The following is a 14351-nucleotide window of genomic DNA, read 5'->3' as shown; positions in this document are numbered from 1 at the left end:
TCGTTGATTCCTTTGATTCTGTGCCTTAATCACCGGTGCCGTCGGCGTTATCGCTCGTGTCGGCCGGCCCGTTTTCGGCTCCGTCGGCCCCCGCCTGCCCGGCGGCCTGGTCGCCCACGGTGTCGACGACCGCCACCAATGCGTTACGCAGCACGTGCTCACCGAGCTGATAGCCCTGTCGCATCACGGTGCCGATCACTGGTTTGGAGTCAGGACCGCCGCCACCCTCGTGTTGCACGGCCTCGTGCAGCACGGGGTCGAAGTCCTCGCCTTCTTCACCGAATGGCTTGAGCCCCAAACCGGTCAACACGTTCATCAGCTTGTCGGCCACGGCCTTGAGCGGACCGGATTCCAAGTCACCGTGCTTGCGCGCCCGCTCGATGTCGTCGACCGCATGCAGCAGTTCGCCGACCACTGCAGCCCTGGCCCGATCGGCCGCGGCCTGCTGGTCGCGCATCGCCCGCTTGCGGTAGTTGGCGAAGTCCGCCTGCACCCGTTGCAGGTCGGCGGTCAGCTCCGCCACCTTGGCAGACGAACTGGCGTCCGGCGAACCGGCCGGGGCGGCCTCTCCCGGCGCCGGAGCGCCGGGAGAAGCCTGCCGCACTTCACCAGTCTCGGGATCGATCCGCCGTTTGTCGGTGACCGTTACCGGTTCCTGTGAGTGTTCGTCCGTCACTTGGACTCCCGGTCGTCGTCGACCACCTCCGCGTCCACGACGTCGTCCGAGCCGCCCTGCTCAAACCCGCCACCGGGCTGACCACCACCGGCGGCCGCGCCCTCGGCCTGGGCGGCCTCGTAGATCGCCTGTCCGAGCGCCTGAGACTCCTGGCCCAGCTTCTCCATCGCCGACTTGATCGCGCTGATGTCGTCGCCGCCCAGAGCCGTCTTGGCCTCGGCCACCGCGGCTTCCACCTTGCTCAAGGTGTCCTCGGGGACCTTCGATCCGCCTTCGGCCTCGCGCTGTTCCTTGACGAACTTCTCCGTCTGGTAGACCAGCGTCTCGGCCTGGTTGCGGACGTCGGCCTCCTCGCGACGTTTGCGGTCCTCGTCCGCGTGCGCCTCGGCCTCCTTGATCATCCGGTCGATCTCTTCCTTGGAGATGCCGGAGCCCTCCTGGATGCGGATCGTGTTCTCCTTGCCGGTGCCCTTGTCCTTGGCCGTGACGTGCACGATGCCGTTGGCGTCGATGTCGAAGGTGACCTCGATCTGGGGGACTCCGCGCGGAGCCGGAGCGATACCGGTCAGCTCGAAGCTGCCGAGCAGCTTGTTGGCCGAAGCGATCTCGCGCTCACCCTGATAGACCTGGATCTGCACCGACGGCTGGTTGTCATCGGCCGTGGTGAAGGTCTCCGACCGCTTGGTCGGGATCGTGGTGTTGCGTTCGATCAGCTTGGTCATCACGCCGCCCTTGGTCTCGATACCCAGGCTCAGCGGCGTAACGTCAAGCAGCAGAACATCTTTCACCTCACCCTTGAGGACCCCGGCCTGCAGCGCGGCGCCCACGGCGACGACCTCGTCCGGGTTGACGCCCTTGTTGGGCTCCTTGCCGCCGGTCATCTCCTTGACCAACTCGGTCACCGCAGGCATGCGGGTCGAACCGCCGACGAGCACCACGTGGTCGATGTCGCCCACCGAGATGCCGGCGTCGGCGATCACCGACTGGAACGGCTTGCGGGTACGGTCCAGCAGGTCTTGGGTGATGCGCTGGAACTCGGCGCGAGTCAGCTGTTCGTCGAGGAACAACGGGTTCTTGTCCGCGTCGACGGTGATGTAGGGCAGGTTGATCGAGGTACTCTGCGAGCTGGAAAGCTCGATCTTGGCCTTCTCGGCGGCTTCCCGAAGCCGCTGCATGGCCATCTTGTCCTTGGTCAAGTCGATGCCGCTGGTGCCCTTGAACTTCTCCACCAGCCAGTCGACGACGCGCTGGTCCCAGTCGTCGCCACCGAGGTGGTTGTCACCGCTGGTGGCACGCACCTCGACCACGCCTTCACCGATCTCGAGCAGCGAGACGTCGAAGGTGCCACCGCCGAGGTCGAAGACCAGAATGGTCTGTTCCTTCTCGCCCTTGTCCAGGCCGTAGGCCAGGGCGGCCGCGGTCGGCTCGTTGACGATGCGCAGCACGTTCAGGCCGGCGATCTGACCGGCGTCTTTGGTCGCCTGACGCTGGGCGTCGTTGAAGTAAGCGGGCACGGTGATCACCGCGTCGGCAATGTCCTCACCGAGGTACGCCTCCGCGTCGCGCTTCAGCTTCTGCAACACCCGGGCGCTGATTTCCGGCGCCGAATATTTCTTGTCATCGATGTCCACGGACCAGTCCGTGCCCATGTGCCGCTTGACCGACCGAATGGTGCGGTCAACGTTGGTGACCGCCTGGTTCTTGGCGGGCTGGCCAACCAGCACTTCGCCGTTGCGCGCGAACGCGACGACGGAAGGAGTCGTCCTCGAGCCCTCGGAGTTAGCGACGACGACGGGGTCGCCACCCTCCAGAACCGAGACGACGGAGTTGGTGGTCCCGAGGTCGATGCCGACCGCACGAGCCATAGTGATTCCTCCTGAATGTGTAGAGCTTCTGTGTTGCACTATGCTGAGTGAACCCCGCTCAAGCCTGCTCCGGCCGACGCTCTGCTGTCAACCCAGACTTGAGCCTTGTTCGCTCAACTTGTCGATCATCTTAACGGCACTGCCGCGGACTTTGTTCCCGGGGGGCCTGCGTTCTTTATGAAAGCCGCAAGAAGCGTCGATTCGCGTTGTGACCTGATTGTTAGACTTCGGCGAAGAGTTTGCTTTGGGGGAAGCGATCAATCATGTCCGCGCAAAGCCGCATGCTCGCGTACAGCTCACTCCTGGCGATGAACGCCGGGTGGGTGAACGCGGTGGCCATCCTGATCATGGCCGTGCCGGTCGGGAATCTGACCGGCATCACCACCCAGATCGGGATGGATCGGGCCCATCCCTGGCGCTACGAAAGTCACGTCCTGGTGGCGATCCTGGCGGGGTTTCTCATCGGAGCGGCCATCGCCGGGGCCCTGCTCGCGTCCAAGCGCGTTCCCATCGCCAACCGCCACGCCGCAGTGCTGGCCGTTCAGGCAATCTTGCTTCTGCTTGCCGCCGCCGGCATCGAGGAATCTGACATCAAATCCTTGATCCTGGGCTCCGGTATCGAGGAGACCGCGGTGCAGGCACTGCTGGCCGCATCTGCCCTCGGCCTGCAGAACGGGCTGACCTCGAGCTTTCGCGGAATGGCCGTCCGCACCACCCATTTCACCGGCACCGTCACCGACCTCGGGTTGATGCTGGGTCGCAGCCGCCAAGAGGGCATCGACAAGTGGAAGGCCGCGATCCTGTCGGCGACGCTGTTGCTGTTTCTCACCGGCGCGGTGGCCGGGTTGATGGCCGGCGCCCGCATCGGCGGTCACGCCCTGATAGTTCCGGCGCTGGTCTGTCTGGTGCTGGCCGCCGTCGGCATAGTGCGCAGCCGACGGCGTCGCCTCAAGGCAGCTGTTGAGGTCGCCGAGGCGGCAACCACCTAGGCCTTTCCACGGGCCTTTCCACCAGCCTTTCCACGGGCCTCTGCACGCGATTCCACCGGCGTCCACGGCAGCGGCGGCCGGGGTTGGCCGGGAAACAAAAAGTCGACGAACGCCGCCACCGTGGGTTGCGGTTCATGGTTCGCCAAACCGGGCCGCTCATTGGCCTCGATGAAGGTGTAGTCGGCGGCGGTGACGTCGGGGACGAGAAGGTCGATGCCGGCCACCGGGATACCGATGACCTCGGCCGCCTCGATCGCTATCCGACACAGTTCTTGGCTGACGCGGCCGGTGACGTCATGCAACTTTCCGCCCTGATGGAGATTGGCCGTGGCACGAACACGTAGCACGGTTCCTTCCGGCAGCACATCATCGAGCTGCCAGCCTTCCCGGGCGACCGTCTCGCGCGCGAGGTCATCCAGAGGAATTTGGGACTCACCGTCGGTGGCAGCGGAACGGCGCCGACTTTCGGCCTCGATCAACTCGCGCACCGTGCGCTCACCGGTGCCGATGACCTCCGGCGGCACCCGCACCGCGGCGGCCACCACCCGGCCGTCGATCACCACCAACCGCAGGTCATCCCCCTGCGCCCGCTTCTCGATCAGCACTTCGGGGTGCTGCTCCCTGGCCCGCGCCAACGCCGCAGCGAGTTCCTCGGGACCGTCGTCGGCAGTCACTCCCACCGTGATGCCTTTGCCCTGCTCGCCTCGGCACGGCTTGACCACTGCCTCGTGTATCTCGTCGAGAAACGCGTAGTCGTCCTCGTCAAAAGTGGCCAGCCGCGCCTGCGGAACCACGATGCCGGCCTCCTTGACCAGACGCCGGGTCAAACGCTTGTCGTCGCAACGGCACATCGCGATTGCCGAGGTGTACTCCGACAGCGACTCGCGGGTGACGACGGTGCGGCCGCCATGGGAAAGGCGCATCTCGCCCGTTTCCGCGTCCAGAACCTCGACTCGAATTCCGCGGCGAAGAGCCTCCTCGGCAATGATCCGCGCGTAGGGGTTGAGGTCGTCAACGGTCTCCGGCGGCGAGGTGAACAACGGCTCGTTGATGGTGTTCTTTCGCTTGATCACCAGCACCGGGACGCGGCGAAAGCCCAGCTTCTCATATAGGGCGATGGCCGCGTCGTTGTCATAGCCGACCGACAGGTCGACGTAAGCCCGTCCATCCCGGCGAAACTGTTCCGCCATGGCGCGAGCCAGCGCTTCCCCGATACCCGGTAGGGCGGCGGCCGGATCGACGGCAAGTGTCCATAGGCTGGCGCCCCGCTCCGGGTCCGAGAAGAGCACCTCGTGGTCCACACCCGTGACGGCGCCTATCACCGCACCGTCGTCGTGGCGCACGGCAACCAGGTAGGTCACCGCATCCTCGTGCAGGTGGTTGTGCCAGATCGTGTCGACCGGCGCGGGAACCATGCCGCACCGCACGAAAATCCGGTTCATGTCATCGGCTTCGGCGCGGGAACTCAGCGGACGAACCGTGACGCCCTGTAGTGGCTGGGCCGAGTTTACGGGCTCGGTCAGGCGCAGACGATAGGTGTGGCTGGGGTCGATGAACAGCTCGGTGGGGGCTTGGGCCACCACGATGTGAGCTTCGCGCGCGTAGATGCATATGTCGCGCCGCCCCGGCGCTTCTTGCCGCAGCGCTTCCACGAGCGTGCTGGTATCGGCGAACGTTTGACCGAAAACGATTCGACCCCAACCTAATTCGAGTTCGACATGCTGCACCATCGACTCGACCAGGTCCGGCTGCGAGCCGCTGTGGAGGTTGAGCGTGATCGACTCTCCGACGGGTTCCATGGTCGGCGTTGGTTACCCGTTTTTTCCCGAAATGATCCGCCGACCCGGTGGCACCGAATCACCCAATCCAAATAATAGAGCATATGCTCTGTTATGGTCGTAGCCATGCCCCGTCCCCGCTTGCACGACCCGGACAACGTGCTGGACGCCGTGGAGTCGGTGGCTGTTTCGTCGGGGCCGGCCGCGGTGACCATCCGCGCGATCAGCTCAGCCGTCGGCGTCTCGAACGGGGCGCTGTATCACACGTTCGGGTCGCGGGCCGGGCTGCTGGCGCGGGCCTGGACCCGCGCGGGACGCCGCTTTCTACTCGCGCAGCACGCCCAGGTCGAGGCGGCCCTCGCGGCGGCGGGACCAGATAGCGGCGTCGAGGCCGTCGCGGCCGCCGCAGACGCACCGGCCGCCTTCGCTGAGCGATATCCGAACTCGTGCCGGCTGCTGCTCACCATACCGCGCGAAGAGGTGCTCGGTTCCGAGCTGGCTGACGACATCGCCACTGAGATAAGGGATCTCGAGGCGCAGCTGATCAACCTGATGATCCGGCTGGCCGGTGGCGTCTGGGACCGCAAAGACGCCGCCGCGGTGGACACCATCACGATCTGCATCGTCGAACTGCCGACCGCGATCCTGCTGCGACGGAACCGCTTACACAGTCCTACAGCGCGCGCACAGCTGCGCGCCGCGGTGCGCGCCGTCCTACAAACCGAGCCCCCCGTTCCTCAGCCCGAAAGGAAAGACCCATGACCGTCAGCCTGCGCTACGACGAGAAGATCGCCGTCCTCGACCTCGGTGACGACGAAAACCGTTTCTCGCCAGAGTATCTCGATGACTTCAACGCCCATCTCGACGACATCGAGGCCAGCGGCGCGCATGCGCTGGTCACCACAGCGGGTGGCAAGTTCTACACCAACGGGCTGGATCTGGACTGGCTCGGTGCACATGGCGACCAGACCCAGTGGTACGTGAGCCGAGTCCAGGATCTGCTGGCACGGGTCCTCACCTTGCCCATGCCCAGCGCGGCCGCGATCGTGGGCCATGCGTTCGGTGCAGGTGCGATGCTGGCCGTCGCGCACGACTTTCGGGTGATGCGCGCCGACCGTGGGTTCTTCTGCTTTCCCGAGGCGGACATCAACATCCCGTTCACGCCCGGCATGGCCGCGCTGATCCAGGCCAAGCTCACGCCGCAGGCAGCCGTCGCTTCCATGACCACGGCGCGCCGCTTCGGCGGCGCCGACGCCGCCGATCTCGGGATCGTCGACGCCACCGCCAACGAAGGGGCGGTGACTTCGGCCGCCGTGGAATTGCTTCGCCCGCTGGGCAGTAAAGACCGCGGCACTCTGGGCGCGATCAAACAGACTATGTTCGGCAACGCGGCGCAACTGCTCAGGACACTTGCCGACGACTGACGTCGGCGATCACCAGTTGGGTGTTGTAGGGCGCGCCGATCGGTATCCCGCGCCCGTCCGTTTGCGTATTCCATTGACTGGCGAAGACTTTCATCCGCCGCAGAGTGGATCCGGGCAGAATGTAGCCACCGTAGTTCTGCGCCACGAAGTTCGGGCCGTTCGGGTCGCTCTGCTGCATGAGCACCGTCGGAGGGGCCTGACGGAAGATTTCGGTAGGGTCGGCCGCGACCCATACCTCCACTGCCCCGTCGGGACCACTTCGGACGTTGAAGCCCGCCAGGACGGCATTCCCGTCGACCTCCCGGAAGCTGAGCTCACCGAAATTGTTGGCGCTGAGGATAATTGGGGCCTGCCCGTAGGTTCCCCAGTCTGAATTGCCGTGGCACAGATACGGTTCCCACGAGTTGCGGTCGGTGACTGTGCCGGGGTCCGCCCGGTACAGGGTCACGGCCTGGCTGCGGTCGAAAGCATCGGCGACGATATAGACATAACCATCAGCTGCTCGGTAGCCGCTGATCTGCGACTGCCCGCCGTCGGCATAGTCGCCGGGCCGCCAGGACCCGCTGATCGGTTTCCAGCCTCTGGCCGGACGATCGGTGACTTCCACCAGCCATGAACCGCCCTCGGTGCGCAGGTCCCTGGTGCCCACCACCAGCATGTAGGTCCGGTTGCCGACCAGGATGCTGCCCGCCGGCAGCGTGTTTGTGCCGCGCGCCTGCCGCGGCGGGATGAAGAGCGGGTTGCGGCTACCCCTCGGCCCGGTCAGCGGCGCACCGAAGTGCGGGCGGCCGGCCGCGTCGAACGTCACTGGCACCGCCACCGACGGGTAGTGCGGTTGGGTGCCCACCCTGTCACCGCCGAACGAGTCTCCGAACACCGCCACATAAGAGCCGTCGGGCAGCGCCACGACCTCCCCGAGATCGACCGCGCCGATCCCGGGCACGCCAACGCGTGCGCCGGTCCCGGCGATCGGACCGAGATTGCGCACCGTGCCCTGGCGCATCGCCTACGCCCGCGCCTCGATCTGCGGCAGCGGCGGGCGCACCGCCGCGCTGGTCGGGCGCGTCGCCGCGGTGCCCGGAACACTCACCAGGCCATCGTCGTCGATGCCGTCAAGGATGGTCCAGCTCAGAAACCCGATGCCCAGACCATTTGGGATGCATGCGGCGACGATCCCCCGACCGGCGACCTCGATGTCGGCGGCCACCACGGGGCCTGTGAACTGCCGACCACGCGAGCGTGGGATAGCCTGACGCGATGGCAGCGCCCGCGCGCGCGTTGGACCGCGAAGACGCGGGTTACCACAAGGCGCTCAAGAACCGACAGATACAGATGATCGCCCTCGGCGGCGCCATCGGGACCGGGCTGTTCCTCGGTGCCGGTGGCCGACTCGCGTCGGCCGGGCCGGGTTTGTTCATCGTCTTCGGCATTTGCGGCGTCTTCGTCTTTCTGATCCTCCGCGCGCTCGGCGAGCTGGTGCTGTACCGCCCGTCGTCGGGCTCGTTCGTGTCCTACGCCCGCGAATTCTTCGGCGAGAAGGTGGCTTTCGCCGCCGGCTGGATGTACTTCCTGAACTGGGCCATGACCGGGATCGTGGACACCACCGCGATCGCGCAGTACTGCCGCTACTGGAAGGCGTTCCAAGTCGTCCCCCAGTGGACCCTGGCGCTCGTCGCGCTGATCGTCGTGGTGTCGATGAACCTGATCTCGGTCAAACTGTTCGGGGAGCTGGAGTTCTGGGCCGCCCTGGTCAAGGTGCTAGCGCTGGTGACGTTCCTGATCGTCGGCACTGTCTTCCTGGCGGGACGATTCAAGGTGGACGGACACGACACCGGGTGGTCGCTGCTGAGCAGTCACGGCGGTCTGCTGCCGACCGGTCCTCTGTCCCTGCTGCTCGTCACGTCAGGGGTCGTGTTCGCTTACGCGGCAATCGAACTCGTCGGCATCGCGGCGGGGGAAACCGCGGAACCCGAGAAGGTCATGCCGCGGGCGATCAACTCGGTGGTGTTCCGGATCGCGGTCTTCTACATCGGGTCGACGGTGCTGCTGGCTCTGTTGCTGCCCTATACCGCCTACAAGGACGGCGAGAGCCCGTTCGTGACGTTCTTCAACAAGCTCGGCATCTCCTGGGGCGACGACGTGATGAACCTGGTGGTGCTCACGGCTGCGCTGTCGAGCCTAAATGCGGGACTATATTCCACCGGCCGGATCCTGCGGTCGATGGCGATCAACGGCAGCGGCCCGAAATTCACCGCGCCGATGTCCAAGAACGGCGTGCCCTTCGGTGGCATTCTGCTCACCGCGGGGATCGGACTGTTCGGCATCGGGCTCAATGCCGTCACCCCGAAACACGCCTTCGAGATCGTGCTGCATATCGCGGCGACCGGCGTCATCGTGGCCTGGGCGACGATCGTCGCGTGCCAGTTGCGGTTCCACCACCTGGCCAGGGCCGGGGAGACGGAGCGCCCGAAGTTCCGGATGCCGCTGTCGCCCTACACCGGGTGGATCACGCTGGCCTTCCTTGCGGGTGTGCTGGTGTTGATGATGTTCGACAAGGTGTACGGCCGCTGGATGCTGGCTGCCATGGCGTTCGGTATCCCGGCGCTCGTCGGAGGCTGGTTCGTGGTGCGGGGTCGGGTACATGACGCCGCGGCCGAAGCCGCCGACGCCGGGTAACGCTTTGCCAACGACGTCCTTTAGGCGCGCGTCACTGCGATGACTTGGCTGTCACCGTGCGTAATCTGACTTCCTGATATCAGACAGTTCCGGGGAGTAGTGCGTTGCGGTTTTTGCCAAAGGCTGGGTGGGTGTCACTCGCCGTCGCCGTGCTCGTTGCCGGATGCACCACCACCGTCGACGGCCGGCCGGTGGCCAGCCCCGGCGGCCGCGGACCGGCCGAACCTTCCTTCCCGACGCCCAGACCCAGTGCCTCTGCGCCGGCGGCGCCGACGACGCCCATCGCGCTACCTCCCCCGGGGCCGCCGTCAACGACCGGGGCGCCGGGCACGGTCACCCTGAATCCCGACCAGAACGGCTACGTCTTCATCGAAACCAAGTCGGGCACGACGCGCTGCCAAATCAATAAGGAAAGCGTGGGCTGCGAGGCACCGTTCACCAACTCGCCACTCAAAGACGGCGAGCACGCGAACGGCGTCCACATCACCTCCGCCGGCGATGTGCAGTGGGTGCTCGGCAACCTCGGCGCCATTCCCACTGTCACGATCGATTACAAGACGTACCAGGCGCAGGGCTGGACCATCGTCGCCACCAAGGACGGCACCCGCTTCTCCAACAACGGCACTGGCCACGGCATGTTCGTCAGCGTCGACAAGGTCGACACCTTCTGAGTGGACCGTCAGGCACCGAGGGTGAGTGCCTGGGATATCCAGGCAAGCACCGGCGGCGCCACCTCGTGCAACGCTGACTCCGCGATGATCCAATGCGGCAGTGCGGGATGCACGAAGTGTTCGGCGCCGTAGCGGCGCGCAATCTGCCGCGACGCCCGGGACGTGACGTTTCGGTCTTCGCCCGCGCTGACACAGAGCACCGGACACGTGACGTCCGAAGCATTCACCCGGGTGACGGGCGCACCGATCAGCATCTCGCGGTACACCTTCCCAGAATCGCGAACCAGCAGCGGGATCAGTGCATCCTGTTCGGCGGACGGCAGCGTGCACAGGGGGACTTCGCGCATGGTTCGGGGCGACGGCAGGATCGGCCGTCCCGCCAGGATGGAGGGCATCAGTGGCGCCAGGTGCGGGAGTGGTTTCAGTTGCGGCCAGAGGATTCCGGGCGGAACCGAAGCCAGGAGCACGACGGCGCGCGGGTCGCGGGCCGCCGCGAGCTTCTGGGCGAGTAACCCACCCATGCTGTGACCGATGATGACCGGTGGTGCGGCAAGCGCGTCGTAGACGCGAAGTACCGAGTCAAAAAACGCACCGATGCCGCAGCGGTGCAACGCCTCGTCATCAGAGGGATCGCGTCCTGGCAATGCCGGTGCGACGCAGTCGAAACCGGCCTGACCGAAGAAGTCGGTCCACGGCTCGAGGAGGGACGGGCGCCCGAATGCCCCGTGTATGAACAGAATCGGTGGGCTTGAGTCGTTCGACTGCATTACGGCGGCGTCCTCTCTGCAGACTGCTGCGAAATCAGCGTCACACGTACAGACCCGACCGGTGCGGCACATTCATCGCATCCTCGCCCGCCGCCCGTCGTACTACGACGGGACCTATAACATCGGAACCGTGGCACGTTACGGCCCACCTGACGACTTCAACAACCAGCCCACCCAGTACGGCGGCTACGGCGGACAGCCGCCGCAGGGCCCGCCGCCCGGTGGGCCGCCCCAGGGCCCGCCGCCCGGTCGGCCTCCCCAGGGCCCGCCTCCCGGCGGGCCTCCGCCATACGGCCGACCTCCCCAGGGCCCGCCTCCGGGTCCGCAGCATCAGCCCACCGTAGAAGGCCCGCCGCCGCCCGGCGGCACCCCGCTGCAGAATCAGCCCACCGTGGAGCACGGCCCGCCTCTGCAGTACCAGCCGACGGTGGAAGGTGCAGCGCCGGTGCAGTACGACCAGCTGGCTGCCGAGGATCCCGACGAGGGGGCGCTGCCGTGGTACCGCAAGCCGGTGACACTCATCGGTTGGGCGATCCTCGTGCTGATCCTGCTCGCTCTGATCGCCTACGGCGTCACGCAGTTGCTCGGCGGCGACAAGAGCACCGGACCGGCCCCCGGCACCACGTCGACGACGACCACCACGACGACCAGTGAGCCGACGACGACCACCACCACCACCACCGAAACGACCACGGAACCGACCACCACCCCGACAGTGGCTCCGCCGGCCAATCCGCCACGCAGTCAGCCGCCGGGCACCGCGCCGACGCAGCAGCCGACCCGTCGTCCGCATCTGCCACAGCTACCAGGCACCATCACGGTTCCGGGCGGTCCCACCATCACCCTGCCCAACCTGCCCCGTTAGAACTTGGTCAACATTTGATTGCTGATCGGTCACGGGCGGCGTGCGCCGGGCTGCCCGGCTGGGCGTAGCGAATACAGTCGGCGCCCGTGACGAGGTACGACCCGCCCGAATACGGCGCCAACGACCCGACCGCCTACGGCAACTACGGCTACGGGCCCGGCGGGGGCGGATACGGCCAGCCGACCGGCAGCGGATACGGCCAACCGACCGGCGGCGGATACCCGCCCGAGCCGGAACCCGAGCCCACGCCCGGTTGGCGCAAGCCGCTCGCCCTGGTGGGATGGGGCGTGCTGATCGCGGTCTTGATCGCGCTGATCATCTACGGGATCGTGCTGCTCGCCCAGGGCCGACCAAGCCCGGCTACCGTCACCACCACCGTGACCACGGTGGCGCCGGCGACCACGACCACCACGACGCCAGGCACCACCACGACCACGACGACCACCACTGCCCCCACGACCACGACCACGACCACCACGACCACCACGACCACCACCACCACCACCACCGAGCCCAGCACCACGACGACGGCGCCGACCACGACAACCGCGTCGCCGACCACCACGCCCGCCAATTCGCCGGGATCAGGAGCAATTCCCGGGCTGCCGTCACAGATCACGCTGCCCGCGATCCCCACCGTCATCAATCTGTCGCCGGGACTGTGAGAAGATCCCGACCACACCCCGACGGCTAGGGTGGGGAACGGCCCCCGACCGCAGCGAAACAAGGGATGACGAAGGGTGTGAATATGAGCGAGCCGCTCGGGTTGTCGATCGGAGTGGCCAACCTGGTGGCTGCCCGCTCCGGTAGCGTCCCGGTCTCCCGCACACCGGTCGTGACGTTGTTCGAGAGCCGTCCATCCGAGGTCGGACTGCCCGAGGAGAACCCGAATCTGACCGAACCCGGCCTGGTACTGCGCGGGTTCGTGGAGCGGGTCGGCGATCCGGCGCCGTTGGTGGCCCCCGACGGTACGAAGTACCTCGGACAGGCGTTGACCATCGAGGCCCTGGAAGCGATGGCGCGCACGGTCGGCTACGGCAGACCGATCACGGTCGCCGTCCCGGCGTATTGGTCAGAGAGCCAGGTCGCCGCCCTGCGCCAGGAGTTGTTCGCCCAACCCGACCTGACCGCACACGGCGGCACGCCCACCCTGGTCTCCGACGCCACCGCGGCCCTGACCGCGGTCCGAGCCCGGCCCGGTTTCCCCCGGCAGGGCGCCGTCGCAGTGTGCGACTTCGGCGCCGGCGGCACCAGCGTCACGCTGGCCGATGCCGGATCCGACCTCCAGCAGATCGGCAGCACGGTCCGCTACAGCGAGTTCTCCGGCGACGACCTGGACCAGCTGATCCTGAACCATCTGCTGACCGTCTCCCCCAGCGTCGACAGCGGCAACGTATCCAACACCGCGACGTCCATGGGTTCGATGACGCGGATGCTGGGCGGCTGCCGGGCCGCCAAGGAACAGCTTTCCGCGGCTACGGTGGCCAGCGTCGCGACCGGCACCGGCGGCGGGGACGTGCGGTTGACCCGCAGCGAGTTCGAACAACTCATCGCCCCACCGCTCGACCGGTTCATTGCCTTTGTCGGAGAAGTGCTGCAGCGCAACGGAATCGGACACCTTTCCGGCGTCGCGATCGTCGGCGGCGGAGCCAGCATCCCGCTGATCACCAGCCGGATTTCCGACCGCCTGCAGGTGCCCGTCTTCACCACGGCGCAGCCCCTGTTCGCCGCCGCGATCGGCGCGGCCACGCTCGGCGACGAACAGTTGGCCTCGGCGGGCGCGGCGACCGGCATCGGCCCGGCCGTCGGCCTGCCGACCAGCATGATCGGCGCGGCCGCCGGTCCCGAGACATTGGCATCGCCGACGGCACCACCGGTGGACACCGAAGCGTTCCCCGAGGGTGCCCGCCAGGAGACCGACCGCGCACTGGCATGGTCCGAAGACAGCGGCACCGGCATGGAGCCGGTCCCCTACACCGGACCTGCCGACTACACGGCCCCGGTTGAGCCGCCGCCCGGCCCACCGGCCCCCGACACCAGACAGGACCGTTTCGCGGGCGAGCCGGAGGTCCCGCCGTGGTACCGGCGCCCGGCTATCCTGCTCAGCCTGGCCGGCGCGGCCGCGGCCATCATCCTCGCAGTGGTGCTGGCCCTGACCCTGCGACCGACCAATGCCAAGCCGGTGGTCACCACCTCCCAACCGCCGCCATTCACTACCGTGGTGACGGGACCGGACAACAGCCCAACCGAGACGGTCGTCACCCCGCCGCCCGTCACCGTGACCACCACGCCGTCGACCACCACCACCAACCCGCCGAGCACCACGTCGACGACGTCGACGACCACCTCGACGACAACGACCACGACGACCACGCAGCCCACGACCACGAGCACCCAGCCAACGACGACCCAACCGACCACCACCGCGCAGACGACCACGCAGGCGCCGCCGACCACCACCCAGAAGCCGCCGACCACGACGGCAGCGCCGGTGACGCCCACCGCGGCGCCCACCAGCGCGGCGCCGGCTCCCGCGCCCGCTCCGGCTCCCGCGCCCGCCCCGGCCCCGGCACCCGCTCCGGCCCCGGCACCCGCGCCCGGCGGCTGATCGAGACCCAGAACGGCTGCGAGTCCGGCCAT

At 67.1% G+C, this 14351-nt stretch carries 14 protein-coding genes; 8 read left to right on the top strand and 6 right to left on the bottom strand.

Annotated elements, in window-relative coordinates; genetic code table 11:
* Nucleotides 1-25: 25 nt before the first annotated feature.
* Both grpE and dnaK read right to left on the bottom strand, forming a co-directional pair.
* Nucleotides 26-676 carry a nucleotide exchange factor GrpE gene (gene grpE, locus JX552_RS03590; protein WP_205876135.1) on the bottom strand — a complete coding sequence of 217 codons (651 nt, stop codon included), beginning with the start codon at nt 674-676 and terminating at the stop codon, nt 26-28.
* Nucleotides 673-2541, bottom strand: coding sequence for a molecular chaperone DnaK (dnaK, locus tag JX552_RS03585; RefSeq protein ID WP_205876133.1), 1869 nt, complete (start codon nt 2539-2541; stop codon nt 673-675). Before dnaK ends, grpE begins: the two co-directional genes overlap by 4 nt.
* Before the next feature lie 263 nt (nt 2542-2804).
* Between dnaK and JX552_RS03580 the strand changes: the two genes are divergently transcribed.
* On the top strand, nt 2805-3530 hold the full coding sequence (locus tag JX552_RS03580; protein ID WP_241010868.1) for a YoaK family protein: 726 nt from the start codon (nt 2805-2807) through the stop codon (nt 3528-3530).
* Here JX552_RS03580 and ngg read toward each other — a convergent pair.
* A complete protein-coding gene (gene ngg, locus JX552_RS03575; RefSeq protein ID WP_205876129.1) occupies nt 3527-5329 on the bottom strand; it encodes an N-acetylglutaminylglutamine synthetase in 1803 nt (600 codons plus the stop codon). The genes JX552_RS03580 and ngg overlap by 4 nt on opposite strands.
* 105 nt (nt 5330-5434) lie before the next feature.
* Here ngg and JX552_RS03570 point away from each other — a divergent pair, with 105 nt between their 5' ends.
* Nucleotides 5435-6070 carry a TetR/AcrR family transcriptional regulator gene (locus tag JX552_RS03570; protein WP_205876127.1) on the top strand — a complete coding sequence of 212 codons (636 nt, stop codon included), beginning with the start codon at nt 5435-5437 and terminating at the stop codon, nt 6068-6070.
* Nucleotides 6067-6732, top strand: coding sequence for an enoyl-CoA hydratase-related protein (locus JX552_RS03565; protein WP_205876126.1), 666 nt, complete (start codon nt 6067-6069; stop codon nt 6730-6732). The genes JX552_RS03570 and JX552_RS03565 overlap by 4 nt, the downstream gene beginning before the upstream one ends.
* On the opposite strand, the gene JX552_RS03560 is transcribed toward JX552_RS03565, so the two are convergent.
* Both JX552_RS03560 and JX552_RS03555 read right to left on the bottom strand, forming a co-directional pair.
* Nucleotides 6710-7735, bottom strand: coding sequence for a DUF4185 domain-containing protein (locus tag JX552_RS03560; protein WP_205876123.1), 1026 nt, complete (start codon nt 7733-7735; stop codon nt 6710-6712). The two genes, JX552_RS03565 and JX552_RS03560, sit on opposite strands and share 23 nt — an antisense overlap.
* Nucleotides 7736-7738: 3 nt before the next feature.
* Entirely contained in the window at nt 7739-7942 is a 204-nt protein-coding gene (locus JX552_RS03555) for a hypothetical protein (RefSeq protein ID WP_205876121.1), read from the bottom strand.
* 47 nt (nt 7943-7989) lie between these two features.
* Between JX552_RS03555 and JX552_RS03550 the strand changes: the two genes are divergently transcribed.
* Complete coding sequence (locus JX552_RS03550) at nt 7990-9408, top strand: amino acid permease (RefSeq protein ID WP_205876119.1); 1419 nt, start codon at nt 7990-7992, stop codon at nt 9406-9408.
* A 104-nt stretch (nt 9409-9512) separates the two neighbouring features.
* A complete protein-coding gene (locus tag JX552_RS03545; protein ID WP_205876117.1) occupies nt 9513-10079 on the top strand; it encodes a hypothetical protein in 567 nt (188 codons plus the stop codon).
* Nucleotides 10080-10087: 8 nt separating this feature from the next.
* On the opposite strand, the gene JX552_RS03540 is transcribed toward JX552_RS03545, so the two are convergent.
* On the bottom strand, nt 10088-10846 hold the full coding sequence (locus JX552_RS03540) for an alpha/beta hydrolase (RefSeq protein WP_205876116.1): 759 nt from the start codon (nt 10844-10846) through the stop codon (nt 10088-10090).
* Nucleotides 10847-10907: 61 nt separating this feature from the next.
* On the opposite strand from JX552_RS03540, the gene JX552_RS03535 reads away from it, so the two are divergent.
* The 3 genes from JX552_RS03535 (at nt 10908) to JX552_RS03525 (ending at nt 14319) form a co-directional block, all read left to right on the top strand.
* Entirely contained in the window at nt 10908-11711 is an 804-nt protein-coding gene (locus tag JX552_RS03535; protein WP_241010866.1) for a hypothetical protein, read from the top strand.
* 86 nt (nt 11712-11797) lie between these two features.
* Nucleotides 11798-12376: an oligopeptide transporter substrate-binding protein gene (locus JX552_RS03530; RefSeq protein WP_205876113.1), complete on the top strand. Its 579-nt coding sequence runs from the start codon at nt 11798-11800 to the stop codon at nt 12374-12376.
* An 83-nt stretch (nt 12377-12459) separates the two neighbouring features.
* Complete coding sequence (locus JX552_RS03525; protein ID WP_205876111.1) at nt 12460-14319, top strand: Hsp70 family protein; 1860 nt, start codon at nt 12460-12462, stop codon at nt 14317-14319.
* The last annotated feature ends 32 nt before the right edge of the window (nt 14320-14351 follow it).

Source organism: Mycobacterium gordonae, assembly GCF_017086405.1.
Classification (GTDB): domain Bacteria; phylum Actinomycetota; class Actinomycetes; order Mycobacteriales; family Mycobacteriaceae; genus Mycobacterium; species Mycobacterium gordonae_D.
This window is presented reverse-complemented; position numbering and strand designations above follow the sequence as displayed.